The sequence below is a fragment of the Xanthomonas cannabis pv. cannabis genome (assembly GCF_000802365.1).
GTDB lineage: Bacteria > Pseudomonadota > Gammaproteobacteria > Xanthomonadales > Xanthomonadaceae > Xanthomonas > Xanthomonas cannabis.
This window is the reverse complement of sequence record NZ_JSZE01000043.1, coordinates 16226-35050: the sequence shown is the minus strand read 5'-3', so window position 1 is coordinate 35050 and position 18825 is coordinate 16226. Positions and strand designations below refer to the sequence as shown.

The following is an 18825-nucleotide window of genomic DNA, read 5'->3' as shown; positions in this document are numbered from 1 at the left end:
CCGCGGCACACACAGGCGCCGCAGTACGGCTTGCGGCAGTGGCGGGCGAGACGCGTTGTGCGAGCCGGCCGCCGCGAGCGATATGTTGCGGTGGAGATCTAGCGCGCAGCGCGCCCGGATTGCCGCTCGGTGGCCAGCGCTTGCGCCACGGCAATCTTGTCTGCCACCGCCTTCTGCATGGGCGAGCCGATCTCCAGCAAACCGTGCAGGTGACGCCAGTGCGTGGTGGCGGCCGCGTAGTCGTGCTGCTGGAAATCACTGATGCCAAGCAGCCACAGCCCGCGCTGGTTGTCCGGCTCGCGTACGATCACCTGTTGCAGGCGCGTGCGTGCGGCCGCGTCGATCGCAAAATCGTCATGCGTGGCCATGTCGGCAGCAATCCAGCCGACGATGGCTGCGCTGGTGTCCGGCGCAAGCTTCAGGGCCTGTGCGTACGCGTCGCGCGCCTCGGCGGGGCGGTTGTTCTGTTCGTGATTCTTGGCCTGCTGCATCCATGCATCGAGCGCCTGCAGTTGGGCGTCGTCGGCAACCGGGGCCTGTGCTTGTGGGCGGTCGGCAACGGCGGTGTGCGTCCTCCGGGGCGGCGCGGCGTCGATGCGCGGCGCGATCGCATCGGGTGTGCCCACCAGCCGATACAGCCCGGCAGTGGCGAGCGGCAGCCCCAGCGCCAGCAGCACCGGCAGCGTGTAGTGCGCGGCGCCGTGGCGCGTGGGCTTGCGCAACAGCGGCAGCAGCAAGAGCAGCAGCGCAACGAGCACCAGTGCGGCGCTTGCGAGATAGAAGCCTGTCATCACCAGTCGTCCTCCGGCCGCGGCGCTACCGACGTGCCGGCGCGTGCGCGCTGGCGCACGGTACGGGCCACCACCACCGCGCCGGCGACCAACATCAGCGCCGGCCCGAACCACAGCAACCAGGTGCTGCGCTTGACCGGCGGGTCGTACAGCACGAAGTCCGAATAGCGGTCGACCATGTACTGCTTGATCTGCGCATCGCTGCTGCCGGCCTGCAGCTGCGCAAAGACCTGGTGGCGCAGGTCGCGCGCCAGGCTGGCGTTGGAATCGGCCAGGTTCTCGTTCTGGCACACCAGGCAACGCAGCTGCGCGGTCAGCCGCTGATAGCGCGCTTGTTCGGCGGCATTCTTGAACGGCAGCGGGTCCACTGCCTGCGCGTGGAGACCGGGCGCAAGCAGCAGGCCCAGCAGCAACACCAGCAACAGCCGCAGCTGCCGCGCTTGTTGCTGCCGATGTGCCTGCAGCCCGCGGTAACGCCCGATCACGGCGTGCCCCTGGGCAGCGCAGCGATGGCCGGCAGCAGCTCGTCGTTGATGACATCCGGGGTCAGCACGCCGATGTGCTTATAGCGGATCACGCCGTACGCATCGATCAGGAAACTTTCCGGCGCGCCGTAGACGCCGAAGTCGATTGCGGTCTGGCCGGTTTCGTCGGCAAGCACCACGGCATACGGATTGCCCAGGCGTGCAAGCCAGGCGGTGGCATCGGCCGGCGCGTCGTTGTAGTTGTAGCCGATCAACGGCACGCCAAGGCGTTGGGCCTGCGCCATCAGCACCGGGTGCTCGTGCACGCACTCGGCGCACCAGCTGCCGAACACGTTGAGCACGTACGGCTTGCCCAGCAGCTGGTCACGGGTGACGTGCCGCGCGGGCTGATCCAGCTGCGGCAGCGAGAACGCCGGGGCCGGTTTGCCGATCAGCGGCGAGGGCACCTCGCGCGGGTTGTGCTGCACCGTCCAGTAGATGCCGAAGCCGAACAGGGCGGCCACCACCAAAAACCCCAGCAGGGGCAGCATGCGATTCACGGGTGCGACTCCTGTGCGATGACCAGGCCATCGTGTGCGGGGACTGCGGCCGGCCTGGCGGCGCTGGCCGGTGCACGAAAGCGCCGTGCGCAGGCGCTGACGAAACCGCCCAGCATCATCAGCAGGCCGCCGGCCCAGATCCAGCGGATAAAGGGTTTGTAGTACAGCCGCAGCGTCCAGTCGTATTCGATGTGTTGATCGTCCAGCGGCTCGCCGAGTGCCACATACAGGTCGCGGGTGATGCCGGGGTCGATCGCCGATTCGGTCTGGATGCGCTCGCTGCTGTACAGGCGTTTTTGCGGATGCAGTTGCGCCACCACCTGGCCATCGCGACTGACCTGCACGCTGCCTTGTTCGGCCTTCCAGTTGGGACCATCGATCAATTGCACGCCGTCGAAGCGGAAGCTGTAGCCGGCGATCTCGGCGGTTTGCCCAGGTGCCAGGCGCACGTCGCGTTCGACCGACAGGCTTTCGGACACCAGCACGCCGGCAACGAAGACCGCCACGCCGGCATGCGCGATCAGCATGCCGGCCATTTCAGCCGGGAAACGCCGGCCGCGCGGCAGCTCGCGCCAGCGCTTGTAAACGTACAGCGCGGTACCGGCGGCCACCCAGGTCGCCATGCCGATGCCGGCGATGGCCTTGGCCTGTCCATCGGCAACGATGCTGCCGACCAGCGCACAGGCAATCGCCGCGATGCCCGCACGGGTGCCGAGCGCCTTCAATGGCGCGGCATCGGCCTGGCCCCAGCGCAGGTAGGGGCCGAACGGCAGCAACAGCACCACCGGCAGCATCAACAACGGGAACAACAGGCCGAAATAGGGCGGCCCTACCGAGACCTTGCCCAGGCCGAAGGCATCGGCGATCAGCGGGAACAAGGTGCCCAGCAACACCATCGCCGCCGCCACGGTGAGCAGCAGGTTGCCGATCAGGATGGCGGTCTCGCGCGAGGCGGCAGCGAACGGTTTGCCGCTGGCGATCCGGGGCGCGCGCAGCGCGTACAGCAACAACGAGCCGCCGACCACCGCGACCAGGAAGATCAGGATGTACAGGCCGCGGCGCGGATCGGCGGCGAAGGCGTGCACCGAGGTCAGCACGCCCGAGCGCACCAGGAAGGTGCCCAGCAACGACAGCGAGAACGCCAGGATCGACAGCAGGATGGTCCAGGCGCGCAGGCTTCCGCGTTTTTCGGTGACCGCCTGGGTGTGGATCAGCGCGGTCCCGACCAGCCACGGCATGAAGCTGGCGTTTTCCACCGGGTCCCAGAACCACCAGCCGCCCCAGCCCAGTTCCGCATACGCCCACCAGCTGCCGGCGACGATGCCGGCGGTGAGGCAGGCCCAGGCCACATTGGTCCACGGCCGCGCCCAGCGCACCCAGGCCTGTTCCAGCTCGCCGCCCAGCAAGGCCGCCACCGCGAACGCAAACGCCACCGAGAAGCCGACGTAGCCGGTGTACAGCACCGGCGGGTGGAAGGTCATGCCCGGGTCCTGCAGCACCGGATTGAGTTCGTTGCCATCCAGCGGAATCGGCGACAGCCGCGCGAACGGATTGGAGGTCAGCAGGATGAAGGCGAGAAAGCCCACCGACACCAGCCCCAGCACCGCCAGCACGCGCGCGGCAAAATGCTGCGGCAGATGCCGGCTGAAGGCGGCCAGCAGCACCGTCCAGGTGGCGAGGATGGCGATCCACAGCAGCAGCGAGCCTTCATGCGCGCCCCACACCGCGGCGAAACGGTAGTACCAGGGCAGGGCGATGTTGGCGTTGGCGGCGACGTATTGCACCGAAAAATCCAGCGACAGCAACGACCACGCGAGCAGGCCGAAGGCCATCCACACGAACACTGCCTGGCCAAGCGCGGCCGGGCGCGCAATCCCCATCAGTGCAGCGTTGCCGCGCCAGGCACCGATCAGTGGCAACACGCCCTGTGCAAGCGACAGCAGTAACGCCAGGATCAATGCGATCTGGCCGAGTTCAGGCGTCATGGATAGGTCGCTGGGTGTAACCAAGAAGAGTCATTGCAGTGCCTTGCGCCAGCCGACAACGCATCAGCGCGGCGCAGACAGCGGCACGGCGGTGGCAGCAATCGGCTTGCCGACATGGCCTTCGGCCATCGCGTCTTTCAGTTCTTTGGGCATGTAGGTTTCGTCGTGCTTGGCCAGCACTTCGTTGGCGACAAACCGCCCGCCCTGCATGCGCCCGTTGGCGATCACCGATTGGTTGTCGCGAAACAGGTCCGGCAGGATGCCGGTGTACTCGACCTGGGTGGCTGCGTGTTTATCGATGACGGTGAAGCTGACGTTCAACGAGTCGCTGGCGCGCCGGATCGAGCCGGCCTTGACCATGCCGCCCAACCGGAATTGTTGGTAACCGGCCGCTTCGCCGGCGTGTACCTGGCTGGGAGTGAACAGATAGCTCATGTTTCGCTGCAATGCGAACACGATCAGCGTGCCGGCCAGTGCGGCGGCGGCCAGCGCGCCGATGACCAGCCACAGGCGCTGTTTGCGGGTGGCATTCATGGGACGTCGCGCTCCAGTAACGGCAAGGGCGCATTGCGCTGGCGGCGCGGCGTCTGCCGCTGCAGTTGACCGCGCAGCTCGCGCGGCAGGCGCCGGCGCCGCAACCACGGCGATGCCAGATCGGCCAGCAGCACCAGCACGAACACCGCATAAGAAGTCCACACGTAATGGCCATAGCCACCCATCGCCAGGAAGCTGCTCATGTGGTGCGCTCCGCAAGCACGATGCGGCGTGCCCAGTCCTTGCCGCCGTCCAGCGCCAGCAGCTCCACCCGTACCCGCCCGAACAGGCTGGCGATGTAGTAGCACTTGGTGGCCAGCATCATGGTCAGCAACGGCCATAGCATGTCCGCGCCCATCTTGGAGGGGCCGAGCAGGCGCACGGTGGAGCCCTGGTGCAGCGTGTTCCACCACACCACCGAGTAATGCACGATGGGCAGGTTGATCACGCCCACCAATGCGAGCAGGCCGGCTGCGCGCATCGCCTGGCGGCGGTCTTCCACCGCGTAGTACAGGCCCAGCACGCCCAGATACAGAAACAGCAGCAGCAATTCGGAGGTCAGCCGCGCGTCCCAGGTCCACCAGGTGCCCCACATCGGCTTGCCCCACAGCGCGCCGGTGCACAAGGTGATGAAGGTAAAGGCCGCGCCGATCGGTGCCGACGCCATGGTCACCACCTCGGCCAGCTTGATCCGCCACACCAGCGCAATAAAGGCCGACACGCCCATCGCCGCATAGATGAAGAGGCTCATCCAGGCGCTGGGCACGTGGATGAAGATGATGCGGTAGGCGTCGTGCTGTTGATAATCCGGCGGTGCCAGCACCAGCCCGCCGTAGGCGGCCACTGCGCCCAGCAACAGCGCTAGCGCCAGCGCCCACGGACGCACGCGCCCGGCAAAGCGGTAAAACAGCGGCGGTGAGCTCAGCTTGTGCAGCCACAACGGGATCCACTTGGCCATGCCGGTGTCGTCAGTTGGAGTGTTTGGAAGGCGACAACGCGTCGACCGCCGCGCCGGCATTGACCTGCAACTGGCCATCGGAGACCTTGCTGGTGCGCTGCAACAGCTCGCGCAGCGCGCTGGCGTCCATCGACGGCGACAGCGACAACAGCAGCGCGGCCATGCCGCTGACGTGCGCGGTGGCCATCGACGAGCCGGAGGTGAAGTCGTAACGGCCGTTGGGCTGGGTGGTCAGGATGTCCTTGCCGGGTGCGCTGAGCACCCCGGGCATCGCCGCGCTGGCACTGCTGCTGCGCACCACCAGCACGCCCGGCACGTCGTTGGGAAACCCATCCAGCCGGCCGTTGGGCGGCATGGCGGCCACCACGATGCGGCCTTGCTGCACCAGGTGCAGCAGCATCTTGCTCAGCAGCGGGTCGGCCGGGCCGCCCAGGCTCAGGTTGACCACCCGCGCGGAGCTGTTGTTGATCGCCGCCAGCGCCTTGGCCAGGGTGAAGGTGTTGCAGCGGGCGGTGGCGCCGACCGTGGGCGCATACCAGCAGGCCTTATAGATGCTCAGCATGGCCTTGGGCGCCATGCCGACGATGCCTTGATGGTTGTTGCTGCCGGCGGCGATGATGCCGGCCACTTCGGTGCCGTGCGAATCGGTGCTGGTCATGACCGGCGTGTCGTCGACCAGATCGTGCACGTCGCGGATGCGCGTCTTCAGGTCGGGGTGGCTGGTATCCACGCCGGTATCGACCACGGCCACCACCACGCCACGGCCCTGGGTGACGGTCTGCGCGCTGGCGGCATCGGTGTCGATAAAGCCGCGCTGCATGTCCACGTACGGGTCGTTGTAGCCCGACAGCGGGGTGCTCCTTTCGGCATCGGCAGAAAACACCGAGAAATCCTGCACCGGCTGCACCAGCTCCACGCCGTCGTCGTGGGACAGCGTGCTGACCAGTGCATCGCGCGACACGCCTTCCGGCGGCTGCAGCACCGCGCAGTACAGCCCCAGCGAGGTGATCGGCCAGCCGGAGACCTCGCGCAGTTTGTAGCGCCGCTTGATGTCTTCCATGCGCACGGCGGCCTTCTGCCCGGCACCGTAGTAACTGGAGGCGTAGCCGATCAGGCTGGAGCCGGCACGCGCCGGTGGTGCGCTGAGCGGATTGGCCACCGCCAGCAGGATGTCGCGGCTGGCATCGGGTGTATGCGCATCGGCCGGGGCGGATGCCGCGGCGATGGCGGCCGTGTTTGCAGGGTCCTGCGCGGGCGCGGCAGCGTGCGCGCTCCCCTGCAGGCCCAGGCCGATGAGGGTGACGCACAGGCCGATGGCGAAAAGACGGCTCATGGGGCGGAGACGATCTCGGCCAGCCGGATAGCCGGATTGGCGCGCAGTTGCTGCACGGTCTGCTGCGGCTGCGGCTGCGGCTGCGGCGCGGCCGGCACCACGGTGTAGGCGCCCAGGTCGTTGGGCCCGGCGATGACCTGCAACTGCTGCGCGCGCAGCAGGCGATCCCAGTCAGCCACGGTCATCCTGGCATCGGGCACCACGCGGATGGCGCCCTGCGGCAACGGCAACGCGGTTGCGCTGCTCAGCGTGCGGTAGTCGTGCGTGGGGGCCGGCGAGGCCAGCTTGACGCCCATGACGCCCAGGCCGACGGCCTGCACCAACGCGGCGGCGGCCAGTGCGCGCACCGTCCAGCTGCCGGAGCGGCGTACTGCCGGTGCCGGCGCGGTGCGCTGTTCGGGGGCATCCAGGCGGCCGAGCAGGCGTTGCAGCCCGGCATTGGGGTCCAGTGTGACGGCCGATGGCAGCGCCAGCGCCTGGCGCAGACGATTTTGCTGCGCGAACTCGGCGCTGCACGAGGCGCACTTGGCCACGTGCGCAATCAGCCAGCTGTGTTCTTCCTCGGTGGCGCTGTCCAGCAGGACGGCTGGCATCAGCTCCCACGCGTGCGAGCATTCCTTGCCAGGCGCGATGAAAAACGTCTTCATTGCATGGTCTCCGTGTAAGGCGCGCTGCCGGCCAGGCCGGGCAGCACATTGCGTAATTTGACCCGTGCATGGAACAGCCGGGCTTTGATCGTGCCCACCGGGCACTGCATGATGTCGGCAACTTCTTCGAGCTTGTGGCCGACGCCATAGACCAGTTCGATCACCAGGCGCTGATCCGGCGACAGGCGCTCCATGCCCTTGTCCAGCCAGTCGCGCAGCTCGCGGTCGTCGTTGTCGTCTGCACTGGGGGCGTGCTCTTCCACCACCGCGGTGTCGTCGATGGCCTCACCGTCATGCTGGCGCAGGCACTTGAGCCCGCAGCGGTAGGCGATGCCCATGATCCAGGTCGACACCTGCGAATCGCCGCGGAAGTCGCCGGCTTTCTGCCAGGCGATCCAGAAGCAGTCGTTGATGGCCTCCTCGATGATGTCGGGGCGGCGGGTCAGGCGCGACAGAAACCGGCACAACCGCCCGTGATAACTGGTGTACATGCTGGCCAACGCGTCGCGATCGCCCGCCGCCATGCGGCGCAACAGCATGCGGTCGGTGGCATCGCCCAGGGTGTCGGTGTCATTCATCGAGGCAGGCATGGCGTAGGACACCTTTGAGTGCCCGCAGGCGGGCAAAAGGTTGCGGGTGGATCAGAACGCGCGCGAGACCATGCCCACCCAGGGCGTTTCGCCGGGGCCCCCCTGCGCGCGCGGGGTGTTGCTGCTGGTCAGGATCCGGTCCAGCTTCACGGTCCATGCGGCGTGGTTCCACTTCAGGCCCAGTTGGCCATACCGATAGCGGCCGGAACTGGCGGCGCCGTAGGTCATCGCCGGAAAATCGGAGATGCCGGCGCCGGCGGAGAGACTGAAACTGGACGACAGCGGCACGCTGGCGGTGACGTCGATCACCGTGTTCCAGGGCGAGCGCTGCGCGCGCGGAAAATTGAAGGTGGACAGCGAAAAGGTCAGCATGTCGCGGTAGGACCAGGCCAGGCTCGCTTCCTGGCGGTCGAAGGTGCGCGACTGGCGGTCGGCCGGGTAGGCGTAGTACAGCAGGCTGGCCTGCATCTGCCAGCGGTCGTCCAGCATCCAGGCGCGCGCGCCCTGGATGGTGAATGCCACCGGCTTGCTCAGCGACGGCGATTGCAGCGCGGCAGAGACCGAGGCCGACCAGCCCGGCGACGGCAGCCAGTAGCCGGCGGTCTGCAGGGTGACGCGGTTGGGCGCAATCGCAATGCCGCGATCGATCAGGGAGGAGGCGACTGCGACCGCACCGCCAACATTATCCGCCAGTGCATTGCCGCAGGGGCCCAGGAGCAAGGCGAGCATGACTGCATGGTGTAGCTGTAAGCGCTGGGCCTGCGGTGCCGGCCTTCCGCAATGCGCGTGCAGGCAGGGCAAGCATCGAGGCGGCGAAGAGTACGGCGGTGCACAGCCGTGCGATGCGGCCCACGGCTGCCCCTCGCAGGCGCAATGGCGTCGCGGTAGATACGGAGACTGCTTGGCGGACAGCAGGTTCGGCAAGGGCGTAGGACGTGGGCACGAAGCGGGGCGCGATAGTGACCCATCACGCAGGGCGAGACCGCCCCGGTTGTGGCGGTTCCGTCCGTATACGCGAAGGTGTCGGCTCAGGCAACGCGATACCTTGCACCTGTCCTAGTGCGGCATGTGATCGGCTGCTGGCCGCGGAGACTGCGGCCGGCAGGCTGTACCTGGCTTGAAGCGATCGCCCCTGCCTGAGCGCGGTCTTCAGACACCTGCAGCGATGGCTCGGGCAGACTCGACTGCCTTGCCGTCCCCGTGCCGGCAGGGACACCCCCGACGGCCGGCGTTTCCGGCATGGCTTGCCGTTCGTCTCAGTGCAGGGTGTTGAGGTAGGCGATCAGGGCGTCCAGCTCCTTCGCGTCTTCAAGCCCTTCGTACTTCATCTTCGTACCCGGTATCGCTTTCTTCGAATCCGCGCTCAAAAAGGCCTTGAGGCCGGCCGCATCCCAGCTGCGCTTGCTTGCCTTGAGCTCAGGGGAGTAGCCGCTGAAGTCCGCCACCGTGCCGGCGGGGCGATTGACGATGCCGAACAGGGATGGACCCTTCTTGTTCTTGCCCTGCGTGGCGCTATGGCATTCGGCGCATTCGGTCGCAAAGACGCTCTTGCCATCGGCGGCACGCGCCGGCGTGGCCAGGGTTGCGCCGGCCAGCAACAGGCCGGCCAGCGGTGCGCATAACAACGTTTTGTGGAATGGGTGCATATGAGTCCGTACGGTTGCGTGCAACGGTGGGGGATCAGAACGCCAGGTTGACCGACAGCGAGAAGCTGTCGAGATCGCGAGGATTGGTGATCGGCGGGCCCCGGAACACGTTGGAGGTGCTGCCGTTGAATTTGTCGAACCGGAACCAGCCAGCGGAAACGCGCAGGTTGGCGTTGGCGGTGTAGGTGCCTTCGCGGCCGAACGGGCTCCAGTAAAGCAGGATCAGATTGCTGGTGGTGTCGGGGATGCCCACCGGCGAATAGCGCGCCGCATCGAACGAGCCGGTGTTGATCATGTGCGCGGCCAGCACGCCATAGGTTTGCTTGAACGCGTAGTTCACGCTGAAGGTCTGATCGCGCACGCTGCCGCGGTCCAGCGCCGGCATGGTCGGGTCGGACGGAATCAGCGGGCTGCCATATTTGCGGCGCTCGTAGATGTTGACGTAGGCCAGCGACGCCACGTGCTCGCGCGTGCCGAGGAACTGGTAGGTGAGGTCGTAGCCGAAGTCGGTGAGGTCGTCGCTGGGCCCGTTGCGCGGGCGCTGGCGACGCGTGTTGAGCGCGGTCAGGCCCACCGAGAAGAACTGCCGCTTCATGTCCTTCATGTAGGCCACGCGCGCGTAGGTGGTGTCGCTGAGCTTGCCCGGGTCGCCGTTGATCGGCCAGCCGAGGCGGTCCTGCGCAGACGGCGACAAGGCGCTGTAGCTGCCCACTTCGCCGTACCAGTTCTTGTCGTACAGCCCGTACACGCTGGCACCGATGACGCGGTTGGACAGCGACGAGGAGCTGAGCATGGTGGAGGCGCCGCCGTTGGACGCCGGGGTCAGCGTGGAGGCATTGGGCAACACGTGGATCGGGTCGGAGATGCCCGGATTGTTGTTGACGCTGACACCGACCATGGTGTCCTTGCCGGCCAGCTGGAACGGCTTGGTCACGAAGCGCAGATCGACGTCGTCGAGGCGCGTATCGAAGGTGGCATTGCCGCTGTTGTTGGAGCGGATCTTGGAGTAGCCGCCGACGTTGTCGCTGACGCGGCCGGCCAGATACAGGTCGGCCTGGGTCAGGCGTGCGGTGCTGTCGCCACGGCTGGGGTTGTTGCGCGACCAGGTGAGCTGGCCGGACACCGGGATCTTGGTGCCGTTGCCGTCGGTATCGGTGAAACCGCCGAGCTTGAAGCGCATGCCATACGGCGTGAGCGAGGGGCCGTACGAGCCGATGTGGCAATCAGCGCAGGACGAACCGGTCTGGCGTGCGAAGGCGGCAACCGCCTGCGCCTGGTTGCTCGCCATCAGCAGCAACGGGCCGGTGACGCACAGCAACGACGTCAGGGAGGCGGCACGCGAGGCGGTGGCGCGGCGCGGAGCGGGCTGGGAGTTGGGCATGGAAAGTCCTTGTTCGGCGGGACGGAATGCAACGGAATGGATGCGTGCGGAGAACGGGCGAGGGCTCATGCGTGCTTGCCCGGCAACACGCGGCGCAACAGGCCATCGCGCAACACCAGGTGATGCCAGAGCGCGGCACCGATGTGCAGCAGCACCAGCGCCAGCAGCGCCCAGGCCGCGTTCAGGTGCCAGGTGCCCAGGGTGTCGCCGAGATCCGCGTCCACCTCGATCAGGTTCGGCAGCGGCAGGCCGAACAGATACACCGTCTTGCCGAAGGCATTGCTCAGCGACCAGCCGATCAGCGGCAGTGCGAGCATCAGGCCGTACATGGCCAGGTGGGTGGCACCGGCCAGCAAGCGGGTGATCAGCGGGGAGGGCGGGCCGGGCGGCAGCTTGCGCAGACGCAGGCGCAGTCCGACGCGCAACACGAACAGCAGCAACACCATCAGGCCAAAGTGGCGGTGGCCTTCCAACAGCCACTGACGCACTGCGCGACCATCCAGTTCGGCGCGCAGCAGGATCAGGCTGGCCGCCATCACCAGGCACAGCACCGTGAGCCAGTGCAGCACGCGCATCGGTTTAGGAAGCGGAATGACGCGCGTGGCCGGCGCGGTGTCTGGTGCCGAGGGCAGCGCGGTGGCATCGGCGCTGCCCGCCGGGTCGGAAGCCTGAGGGGAAGAACGCATCTGGTCGGTGTCCTCACCGGTGGTGGTCGTTGGTTCCGGCAATGCGTGTCGCGCTGCCAGGCCTGGCTCCCCACGCCGGCCAAGCTGCGGCCAGGTGAACGTGCACCGATATGTGCGGCGATGCCGATGAAAGGTTGCATCGCCACAACGAATTTTTATCGCGGCGGCGGGGCATCGGCGCTGCGCCACGCCTGGTGCTGCGCTTGCGCGCACGCCGCTTCGCAGGGCCCCGGCGTGGCGCAACCTTTCGCGCATCGCGGCGCACTCAGGCATGTCGCACTACGTGCAGTCAGCGGTAACGCCCCCGGATCATGGCCTTCGAACCCATCCAGTTGCATACCCACGGTGATGATCGCGGCCTGCTCGTGTCGTTGGAGCAGCAGCGCGATGTCCCGTTCGAGATACGCCGCGTGTACTACCTGTTCGGCACCCGCAGTGGCGTGCACCGCGGACAGCACGCGCACCGCCAGCTCAATCAGCTTGCGGTGGCCTTGCACGGCTCGGTGAGGATCCTGCTGGACGAAGGCAAGGGCGATGGGCCGACCGAAGTGGTGCTGGACGACCCGGCGCAAGGCCTGCTGCTTGGCCGCATGGTGTGGCGCGACCTGTATCACTTCAGCCCCGACTGCGTGCTGATGGTGCTGGCCGACCAGTTCTACGACCCGGGCGACTACATCCTGGACTACGACCAATTCCTGAGCGAAGTGCGTGGTGGCAAAGATCCGATGAATACACATCAGGTTCCTTCCGAACAGCGCGCCTTGCTAGGAGTGCAGTCGTAGATGATCGGTTCTATGGAGGTGCCTTTCCTGGATTTGCGCGCGGTCAACGCGCGCTATGCGGACGAACTCAAGGCCGCCGCCGCGCGGGTGATCGATGCCGGCTGGTACGTGCTGGGCCAGGAGCTGGCCGGCTTTGAAGAAGAGTTTGCCAGTTACTGTGGCACCGCCCATGCCGTGGGCGTGGGCAATGGCCTGGATGCGCTGTCGTTGATCCTGCGTGGCTATCGGGAGCTTGGCGCGCTGCGCGAGGGCGATGAAATCATCGTGCCGGCCAACACCTTCATTGCCACCTTTCTGGCGATCAGCCAGAACCATCTGGTGCTGGTGCCGGTGGAGCCGGATCCGGCCACCTTCAACATGGATCCGGCCAGTGTGGAAAAGGCGATCGGGCCACGCACCCGCGCCATCATGGCAGTGCACCTGTACGGTCAGCTGGCCGATATGGCGGCGTTGCAGACGCTGGCTCACCGCTACGGGCTGCTGTTGATCGAAGATGCGGCGCAGGCGCACGGTGCGATGGCGCACGGCCGGCGCGCCGGTGCCTTCGGCGATGCCGCCGCTTTCAGTTTCTTTCCGACCAAGAATCTTGGTGCGCTGGGCGACGGCGGCGTGGTGGTCACCGCCGATACCCATCTGGCCGAGCGCATTCGCGCGCTGCGCAACTACGGCTCGGAGGTGAAGTATCACCACCTGTATCAGGGCGTTAACTCGCGCCTGGATGAGCTGCAGGCCGCCTTGCTGCGGGTCAAGCTTGGCTATCTGGACGAAGAGATCGCGCTGCGGCGCGAGGTGGCGCAGCGCTATCTGCAGGGGATCGACAACCCCTCGATCACGCTGCCGACTGTGGTCAGCGACGAGCAGCATGTCTGGCATCTGTTCGTGGTGCGTAGCCCGCAGCGCGATGCGTTGCAGGCGCATCTGCTGCGCCATGGCATCCACACCCAGATTCATTACCCGGTGCCGCCGCATCGGCAGCCGGCCTACGCCACCCTGGGCGATGCCTGCCTGCCGGTCAGCGAGCGCCTGCATGCGGAGGTGCTCAGTCTGCCGATGAACCCGACGCTTGATACCGCGTCGGTGCAGCGGGTGATTGACGCATGCCAATCCTTCGGCGCCCGCACATGAATCTGCTGCGCAGCAGCGCCTATACCGGCGTTGCGACGTTGGCCAAGCTGCTCGCTGCACTGGTGGTGGTCAAGCTGGTGGCCATCCATGCCGGGCCGCAAGGGGTGGGCCGGCTCGGGCAGTTCCTCAATCTGATGTCGGTGCTGGCGGTGCTGGCCGGTGGCGGCATCAGCGCCGGGATCGTCAAGTATGTGGCCGAATATCGCGGCGACCCGCAGGCCCAGGCACGCCTGCTGGGCACGGCGCTGTGGTATGCGTTTTGCGCCTCCTGCGTGCTGGCCGTGCTGGCACTGCTGTTCAGCCAAGCGCTCGCCGAGCGCCTGCTGGGCGATGCCGGCTACCGGCCGCTGATCTGCGTGCTGGCGATCGCGCAGCTGGGCATCGCAGTGGTCAATTACATTCTTGCCGTGATCAACGGCTTCATGGACGTGCGCCGCTTGGCCGTGGTGCAGGTGAGCGGTGCGGTATTGAGCGTGGCCTTGGTGGCGTGGTTGTCCAGCCGGGCCCAGTTGCAGGGCGCGTTGCTGGCGCTGGTGCTGGGACAGGTGCTGTGGCTGCTGGCCGGCGTGCCGGCCTTGCGGGCCAGCCCGTACTTTCGACGCGAGATGTTGCGCATGCGCTTCGATGCGCCGATGGCGCGTCGTCTGGCCGCGTTTTCGGTGATGACGCTGACCTCCACGCTGGTGCCGCAAATGGTGGTCATGCTGGTGCGTGACCATCTGGTCGCGCAGTTCGGCTGGCAGCAGGTCGGCTACTGGCAGGCCGTGAGCCGGGTGTCGGATGCATACCTGCTGTTCTTCACCACCGCCATCAATGTGTATTACCTGCCCAAGCTGGCCTCGTTGCACGAGCGTGCCGCGCTGGGGCGCGAGCTGCGCGCCGCGTACCGCTATGTGATGCCTGCGGTGATCGTCATGGCGCTGGGCGTCTATATCTGCCGCGACTGGGTAACCTGGGTGCTGTTCGACCAAGGATTTTCCCCGGCCAGGGCGTTGTACGCGCCGCAACTGCTCGGCGACGTGGTCAAGATCGCCGCCTTCGTGTTGTCGTATGTGATGCTGGCCAAGGCGATGACGCGCGTGTTCGTGCTGTCCGAATGCGTGTTTGCGGCCAGTTATCTGGGGTTGGTGTACCTGTTCACCGCGCACTTCGGCCTGGTCGGTGCGATGTACGCGTTCGTCGCCAACTACGTGCTCTATCTGCTGTTCAACATCGTGGTGGTGCGTCGCTACCTGGTGCAACCGGCGTGAGCGACCGAATGCCACCGTCGGAGCGTGCACACTGGCCGCTGGTGTCGGTGCTGATCCCGGCATTCAACCACGCGCGCTTCGTCCAGCGCTGCCTGGACAGCGTGCTGGAAGAGCCTTACCCGTGCAAGGAGATCGTCATCATCGACGATGGCTCCAGCGATGCCACTGCCGAGAAGATCGGGGAATGGGTCGCGGAGCACGGGCATCGGCTGCCGGTGCAATTTGTGCAGCGGGAGAACCGGGGTGTTGCAGGCACACTGAATGAAGCCGGGCGAATCGCGCGGGGCGAATACATGCGTGTGGTCGCAAGCGACGATTATTTGATCCCCGGCGGAATCGAGGCACAGGTAGCCTATCTCGATGCCACACCCTATAAATTCGCAGTGATTGGCGATGCATCCGTTGTCGATAGCGAGGGCAGGCTGCTGCATGCAAGCGCCATGTGCGACCTTCATCGCGCCGACAAGCGGTTGTACGCATCCGACCCGGGCATCCGTCGCGCTGTCATCTGCAACTGGGCTGTCAGCGGTGCGGTGACAATGCTCAGGCGTAGTGCCTTTGACAGGGGGATGACGTGGGACGAGACGCTCAGGATTGAGGACTGGGACTTATTCCTACGATTGGTTGCTAGTAATTCTCTTGGTTTCATTGATGTCAAGGTCTGTGCGTATCGGCTGCATGGAACGAATGTCAGTAAGACACGTGATGTGCAAAGACGGTTGGCGAATCTCAGCGAATTCGCTCGGGTGGCGGAACGCAGCTGTGCTTTTTTTTCCGGTGTCGAATGTCAGCTGTTGCAGGCTCGGTTGAGCCTGATACGCGCAAAGATCGCGTTTCTAGAAAAAAGCTACGTTGTTGTGGCGTGGCATTTGTCGATGTATCTAAAAAAGCGTGTTGTTGCGTTGGCGCTTTCCACCATCAGGAGAGCGTCTTGATGCCTTCGCTCATGACGTGGGTGCGGAGGCCATGTGTCTATCTATCACCTTCAATGGCCGTTAGCTGCTTTATTACGGTTGCCACTTATGAGCTGCCAACGGGATATACGCAAGGGCTTGTATGGCTGGTTGCAGGAGCGGCGGCGATCTTTGTCCTGGACATGCTCACTGGGCCGAAAATACCGACCTCTGAGCACTTCCGCCGCTACCGCTACGCCGGCACCCGCGACGCTTTCCTGGCACTGACCCTGGCGGCGGTAGTCACCGTGTTCTGCATCGCCGATGTGGTGCTGTTTCCGATTCCGCTGTTCAGCGATCCGGCGTCTTACGCAACCTTGAGCCCGGCGCGCTCGCATGTGCGGCACATCTCCAATATGTGCTGGATCCTGCCGCCGATCGCGCTGCTGTGCGTACGCCACCGCGGCTTGCGCGCGGCGATGGTGACGCTGGGGTTTGTCTTCCCGATCGTGGTGATCGACCGCAACCGCATCTTTGCCGGGCTGTTTTCCTTCGTGCTGGTGATGCTGCTGCGCCGCGATGCGGCACGCCGCTTGCCGTGGAAGACCATCGGCTTGTTGCTGCTGGCAGGCGGCGGTGTGTTCTCGGTGCTTGGCGCGTTGCGGTCTGGCTCGCTGGCCACGGTGGCGCTGCCGTTCAGTGCGTTCTACCGTGCCATGCCGCAGGGGCTGCAATGGCTGCTGCTGTACATCAGCGCCGGGCCCTATAACTTCGGCGCGATGCTCGCCAAGGGCTACGTCAACGCCAGCTTCCTGATCAACCAGCTGGTGCCCTTCAGCGGCTCGATTGCCACTGCCGGCACCGGCATTCCGCTGGACGCGCCCAACATCAACGTGGGCACCGAGTTCTTCCCGTTTTTGATGGCCTGGGGCGCCCCCGGTGCCTTGCTGGCGTTGCTGGCGCTGTATGCGGGCTTGGTGTGGAGCGTGCGCCGGCTCAACCGGTCGTTGTCGATCTTCCATGTGCTGATCTTTCTGCGCATCGCCTATGCCTGCGTGATGTCGCCCTTTGCACCACAGGCGTTTACCTGGACCAACTTCGGCTTCATTGCGCTGTGCCTGGTGTTGCATGCCTGCACCGTGCTGCTGCCCAACCGCCATGCCACATGCCCGTCTGCCGTGTAAGTACACGGCCACGTCCTCCCTCACGTTGCAGAGCCTGCGCACCATGAATCAACACGACGAAATCTATCTGATCGACCTGTGGCGCATCCTCCGGCGCGAATGGCGCTGGGTGCTGGCTGCACTGGTGCTGGTGCTTGGTCTGGCTTTCGTTTTCCTGCGCGTGGCCACCCCGCAATGGGAAGCCACTGCATGGATCCAGGTGGGCGAGATCGGCCCGACCCCGGCGGGCCGCGACCCCAAGGTGGAGCCGTTCCAGCGGGTGATCGACCGCATGAAGACGCGGCTGTTTCAGGATGCAGTGCTGCGCCAGGCCGGCGTGCCGCTGAAGAGCCGCGCCGCGCAGGTATACCGCGGCAGCCTCAAGCCGGATCCGGACCCGTACGCCAACCTGATCGGCATCACCGTCCGTGCCGAATCGGCGCAGCAGGCGCGCACCCTGGCCATGGCGACCGTGACCGTCCTGCAGACCTTGCACGGCGACACCAACACCGCCGCGCTCGCGCTGGCGCGTACCCGCCTGCAGGGGCTGAGCGAAGACCTGCGTGTTGCCACGCTCACCCGCCAGCAGCTGCAGCAGCAGCTGCACGCGGGGCAGGGCGGGTCCGGTGCGACACCTGCGCAGGTGCTGGCCGGGGTGCTGTTGACCGAGAACACCACCGCCATTCGCGCGATCAAGGCCGAGCGCGACGATCTGATCGCGCGACTGACCGCACGGTATACCTACCAGACCTCGCTGGCGTGGCCGCTGTACGTGCCGGAACAGCGGGCGTTCCCGAATGCCGTGATGGTGTGGGCAGTCGCCCTGCTGGGCGGTGCCGGGCTGGGCACGGTGGTGGCGGTGCTGCGCAATGCGTGGCGTCGCCACCGCCTGGCAGGCGTCACCGCAGCCGGCTGAGTGTTGGGCATCCACGCCCCGCAACGCGTCGCAGCGCAGACCGATCGCAGCATTGCCAGCTCCAGGTCTTGTGCGCCGCGCGCGTAAGCGCATCCCCGTTCGGTCCTTGGTCACAGCACGCGCACGTTGCCCCGGCCCGGCGCGTGGTTGGCAGGCGGTGCGACTGCAACCAAACCGGCAGCCGGACGCACTCACGGGTCTATCAAGCGATGCCGCGCTGGCGGCACTGCGTCCGGAGAGTGCCGTGGAATCAGCAGGACAGGTGTGGGAGGCGATGCATGTCGTTGGTCAATGAGCATGCTGCGCGCGGTGGCACGGTCGCGCCGGAACAGTTGCTGGAAACGCAGCGTGCATTCGACAGCGTCGCCCCCGACTATGACGGCCCGCGCGGCAACAATGCGCTGATCCAGCGCATGCGCACCACCTTGTGGGACACGGTCGCTGCCGAGTTGCCACAAGGCGCACGGCTGGTGGATCTGGGCTGCGGTACCGGTCTGGATGCCGGCGAGTTCGCCCGGCGCGGCTATCGCGTGCTGGCCACCGACTGGTCGCCGGCCATGGTCGAGCGCACCCGCCAGCGTGCGGCCACCCAGGGCCTGGAAGAACGCCTGGCGGCCGCGCATGTCGGCATCCAGCAGCTGGATCAGTTGCAGGGCACCTTCGACGGCATGTACTCCAACTTCGGCCCGCTCAACTGCGCACCGGACCTGCCGGCGGTAGCCGCCCAGTGCGCACGTCTGTTGCGGGCCGATGGCTGCCTGGTGTTTTCGGTGATCGGGCGGATCTGCCCTTGGGAAATCGGCCACTACGCCTTGCGTGGGCGCTTCAGGCGCGCGGCGGTGCGTGCGGCAAGGGGCGCCACGGCGGTAGGCATGAACGGGCACACCATCTGGACCTGGTACCACCTGCCGCGCGAGTTCTATCGCGCGTTCGAACCCCACTTCGTGCTGGACCGCTATCGTGCGCTGAGCCTGTTTCTGCCACCGCCCTATCTGGTGGATGTCTGCCAGCGGCACCCGCGCCTGGCCGAGCGACTGGGGCGGCTCGACGACCGGTTCGGCGGCCTGCCGCTGCTGCGCGACATGGGCGATCACTTCCTGATCGTGATGCGCAAGCGCTGA

21 protein-coding genes are annotated in these 18825 nt (G+C 66.2%); 7 read left to right on the top strand and 14 right to left on the bottom strand.

The window, feature by feature from the left end:
- Positions 1 to 98: 98 nt before the first annotated feature.
- The 14 genes from OZ10_RS09425 to OZ10_RS09360 all read right to left on the bottom strand — a co-directional run bounded on the left by OZ10_RS09425 (position 99) and on the right by OZ10_RS09360 (position 11575).
- Positions 99 to 791, bottom strand: coding sequence for a tetratricopeptide repeat protein (locus OZ10_RS09425; protein WP_039409440.1), 693 nt, complete (start codon positions 789 to 791; stop codon positions 99 to 101).
- A complete protein-coding gene (locus OZ10_RS09420; protein WP_052210004.1) occupies positions 791 to 1276 on the bottom strand; it encodes a cytochrome c-type biogenesis protein in 486 nt (161 codons plus the stop codon). The genes OZ10_RS09425 and OZ10_RS09420 overlap by 1 nt, the downstream gene beginning before the upstream one ends.
- Positions 1273 to 1815 carry a DsbE family thiol:disulfide interchange protein gene (locus OZ10_RS09415; RefSeq protein ID WP_039564638.1) on the bottom strand — a complete coding sequence of 181 codons (543 nt, stop codon included), beginning with the start codon at positions 1813 to 1815 and terminating at the stop codon, positions 1273 to 1275. Before OZ10_RS09415 ends, OZ10_RS09420 begins: the two co-directional genes overlap by 4 nt.
- A complete protein-coding gene (locus OZ10_RS09410; protein ID WP_039564637.1) occupies positions 1812 to 3800 on the bottom strand; it encodes a heme lyase CcmF/NrfE family subunit in 1989 nt (662 codons plus the stop codon). The genes OZ10_RS09415 and OZ10_RS09410 overlap by 4 nt, the downstream gene beginning before the upstream one ends.
- A gap of 63 nt (positions 3801 to 3863) precedes the next feature.
- Positions 3864 to 4334 carry a cytochrome c maturation protein CcmE gene (gene ccmE, locus OZ10_RS09405; RefSeq protein WP_039409431.1) on the bottom strand — a complete coding sequence of 157 codons (471 nt, stop codon included), beginning with the start codon at positions 4332 to 4334 and terminating at the stop codon, positions 3864 to 3866.
- The gene (gene ccmD / locus OZ10_RS09400; RefSeq protein ID WP_039409428.1) at positions 4331 to 4537 is read right to left on the bottom strand and encodes a heme exporter protein CcmD; all 207 of its coding nucleotides are present in this window, start codon (positions 4535 to 4537) and stop codon (positions 4331 to 4333) included. The genes ccmE and ccmD overlap by 4 nt, the downstream gene beginning before the upstream one ends.
- The gene (ccmC, locus tag OZ10_RS09395) at positions 4534 to 5292 is read right to left on the bottom strand and encodes a heme ABC transporter permease CcmC (protein ID WP_039409425.1); all 759 of its coding nucleotides are present in this window, start codon (positions 5290 to 5292) and stop codon (positions 4534 to 4536) included. Before ccmC ends, ccmD begins: the two co-directional genes overlap by 4 nt.
- A gap of 10 nt (positions 5293 to 5302) precedes the next feature.
- Positions 5303 to 6625: a S8 family serine peptidase gene (locus tag OZ10_RS09390; protein WP_039564636.1), complete on the bottom strand. Its 1323-nt coding sequence runs from the start codon at positions 6623 to 6625 to the stop codon at positions 5303 to 5305.
- A complete protein-coding gene (locus tag OZ10_RS09385) occupies positions 6622 to 7272 on the bottom strand; it encodes a zf-HC2 domain-containing protein (RefSeq protein ID WP_039564634.1) in 651 nt (216 codons plus the stop codon). Before OZ10_RS09385 ends, OZ10_RS09390 begins: the two co-directional genes overlap by 4 nt.
- A complete protein-coding gene (locus OZ10_RS09380) occupies positions 7269 to 7862 on the bottom strand; it encodes an RNA polymerase sigma factor (RefSeq protein WP_179455132.1) in 594 nt (197 codons plus the stop codon). Before OZ10_RS09380 ends, OZ10_RS09385 begins: the two co-directional genes overlap by 4 nt.
- A 51-nt stretch (positions 7863 to 7913) precedes the next feature.
- A complete protein-coding gene (locus tag OZ10_RS09375; RefSeq protein WP_052210003.1) occupies positions 7914 to 8591 on the bottom strand; it encodes a hypothetical protein in 678 nt (225 codons plus the stop codon).
- A 527-nt stretch (positions 8592 to 9118) separates the two neighbouring features.
- Entirely contained in the window at positions 9119 to 9508 is a 390-nt protein-coding gene (locus tag OZ10_RS09370; RefSeq protein WP_039409411.1) for a c-type cytochrome, read from the bottom strand.
- A 34-nt stretch (positions 9509 to 9542) separates the two neighbouring features.
- Complete coding sequence (locus OZ10_RS09365; RefSeq protein ID WP_039409408.1) at positions 9543 to 10889, bottom strand: hypothetical protein; 1347 nt, start codon at positions 10887 to 10889, stop codon at positions 9543 to 9545.
- Positions 10890 to 10954: 65 nt separating this feature from the next.
- Positions 10955 to 11575 carry a cytochrome b gene (locus OZ10_RS09360; RefSeq protein ID WP_068873837.1) on the bottom strand — a complete coding sequence of 207 codons (621 nt, stop codon included), beginning with the start codon at positions 11573 to 11575 and terminating at the stop codon, positions 10955 to 10957.
- 311 nt (positions 11576 to 11886) lie between these two features.
- Between OZ10_RS09360 and OZ10_RS09355 the strand changes: the two genes are divergently transcribed.
- The 7 genes from OZ10_RS09355 (at position 11887) to OZ10_RS09325 (ending at position 18825) form a co-directional block, all read left to right on the top strand.
- Positions 11887 to 12357 (top strand): sugar 3,4-ketoisomerase, encoded by a 471-nt coding sequence (locus tag OZ10_RS09355; RefSeq protein ID WP_039409402.1) that lies wholly within the window; start codon positions 11887 to 11889, stop codon positions 12355 to 12357.
- 12 nt (positions 12358 to 12369) lie between these two features.
- Positions 12370 to 13482 (top strand): DegT/DnrJ/EryC1/StrS family aminotransferase, encoded by a 1113-nt coding sequence (locus OZ10_RS09350; protein ID WP_039564644.1) that lies wholly within the window; start codon positions 12370 to 12372, stop codon positions 13480 to 13482.
- Positions 13479 to 14732 (top strand): O-antigen translocase, encoded by a 1254-nt coding sequence (locus OZ10_RS09345; protein WP_039409399.1) that lies wholly within the window; start codon positions 13479 to 13481, stop codon positions 14730 to 14732. Before OZ10_RS09350 ends, OZ10_RS09345 begins: the two co-directional genes overlap by 4 nt.
- Positions 14729 to 15667 (top strand): glycosyltransferase family 2 protein, encoded by a 939-nt coding sequence (locus tag OZ10_RS09340; RefSeq protein WP_039564632.1) that lies wholly within the window; start codon positions 14729 to 14731, stop codon positions 15665 to 15667. Before OZ10_RS09345 ends, OZ10_RS09340 begins: the two co-directional genes overlap by 4 nt.
- Positions 15667 to 16809, top strand: a complete 1143-nt coding sequence (locus tag OZ10_RS09335) for a hypothetical protein (RefSeq protein ID WP_039564630.1) — start codon at positions 15667 to 15669, stop codon at positions 16807 to 16809. Before OZ10_RS09340 ends, OZ10_RS09335 begins: the two co-directional genes overlap by 1 nt.
- 43 nt (positions 16810 to 16852) lie before the next feature.
- Positions 16853 to 17704: a Wzz/FepE/Etk N-terminal domain-containing protein gene (locus tag OZ10_RS09330; protein WP_039564643.1), complete on the top strand. Its 852-nt coding sequence runs from the start codon at positions 16853 to 16855 to the stop codon at positions 17702 to 17704.
- Positions 17705 to 17982: 278 nt separating this feature from the next.
- Positions 17983 to 18825 (top strand): class I SAM-dependent methyltransferase, encoded by an 843-nt coding sequence (locus OZ10_RS09325; RefSeq protein WP_039409389.1) that lies wholly within the window; start codon positions 17983 to 17985, stop codon positions 18823 to 18825.

Excerpts from the sequence above, each read along its gene's own strand:
- OZ10_RS09425 (WP_039409440.1), bottom strand. The coding sequence starts at position 791 with ATGACAGGCTTCTATCTCGCAAGCGCCGCACTGGTGCTCGTTGCGCTG.
- OZ10_RS09410 (WP_039564637.1), bottom strand. The coding sequence starts at position 3,800 with ATGACGCCTGAACTCGGCCAGATCGCATTGATCCTGGCGTTACTGCTG.
- ccmE (WP_039409431.1), bottom strand. The coding sequence starts at position 4,334 with ATGAATGCCACCCGCAAACAGCGCCTGTGGCTGGTCATCGGCGCGCTG.
- ccmD (WP_039409428.1), bottom strand. The coding sequence starts at position 4,537 with ATGAGCAGCTTCCTGGCGATGGGTGGCTATGGCCATTACGTGTGGACT.
- ccmC (WP_039409425.1), bottom strand. The coding sequence starts at position 5,292 with ATGGCCAAGTGGATCCCGTTGTGGCTGCACAAGCTGAGCTCACCGCCG.
- OZ10_RS09390 (WP_039564636.1), bottom strand. The coding sequence starts at position 6,625 with ATGAGCCGTCTTTTCGCCATCGGCCTGTGCGTCACCCTCATCGGCCTG.
- OZ10_RS09385 (WP_039564634.1), bottom strand. The coding sequence starts at position 7,272 with ATGAAGACGTTTTTCATCGCGCCTGGCAAGGAATGCTCGCACGCGTGG.
- OZ10_RS09380 (WP_179455132.1), bottom strand. The coding sequence starts at position 7,862 with ATGCCTGCCTCGATGAATGACACCGACACCCTGGGCGATGCCACCGAC.
- OZ10_RS09375 (WP_052210003.1), bottom strand. The coding sequence starts at position 8,591 with ATGCTCGCCTTGCTCCTGGGCCCCTGCGGCAATGCACTGGCGGATAAT.
- OZ10_RS09370 (WP_039409411.1), bottom strand. The coding sequence starts at position 9,508 with ATGCACCCATTCCACAAAACGTTGTTATGCGCACCGCTGGCCGGCCTG.
- OZ10_RS09365 (WP_039409408.1), bottom strand. The coding sequence starts at position 10,889 with ATGCCCAACTCCCAGCCCGCTCCGCGCCGCGCCACCGCCTCGCGTGCC.
- OZ10_RS09360 (WP_068873837.1), bottom strand. The coding sequence starts at position 11,575 with ATGCGTTCTTCCCCTCAGGCTTCCGACCCGGCGGGCAGCGCCGATGCC.
- OZ10_RS09355 (WP_039409402.1), top strand. The coding sequence starts at position 11,887 with ATGGCCTTCGAACCCATCCAGTTGCATACCCACGGTGATGATCGCGGC.
- OZ10_RS09350 (WP_039564644.1), top strand. The coding sequence starts at position 12,370 with ATGGAGGTGCCTTTCCTGGATTTGCGCGCGGTCAACGCGCGCTATGCG.
- OZ10_RS09345 (WP_039409399.1), top strand. The coding sequence starts at position 13,479 with ATGAATCTGCTGCGCAGCAGCGCCTATACCGGCGTTGCGACGTTGGCC.
- OZ10_RS09335 (WP_039564630.1), top strand. The coding sequence starts at position 15,667 with ATGCCTTCGCTCATGACGTGGGTGCGGAGGCCATGTGTCTATCTATCA.
- OZ10_RS09330 (WP_039564643.1), top strand. The coding sequence starts at position 16,853 with ATGAATCAACACGACGAAATCTATCTGATCGACCTGTGGCGCATCCTC.
- OZ10_RS09325 (WP_039409389.1), top strand. The coding sequence starts at position 17,983 with ATGTCGTTGGTCAATGAGCATGCTGCGCGCGGTGGCACGGTCGCGCCG.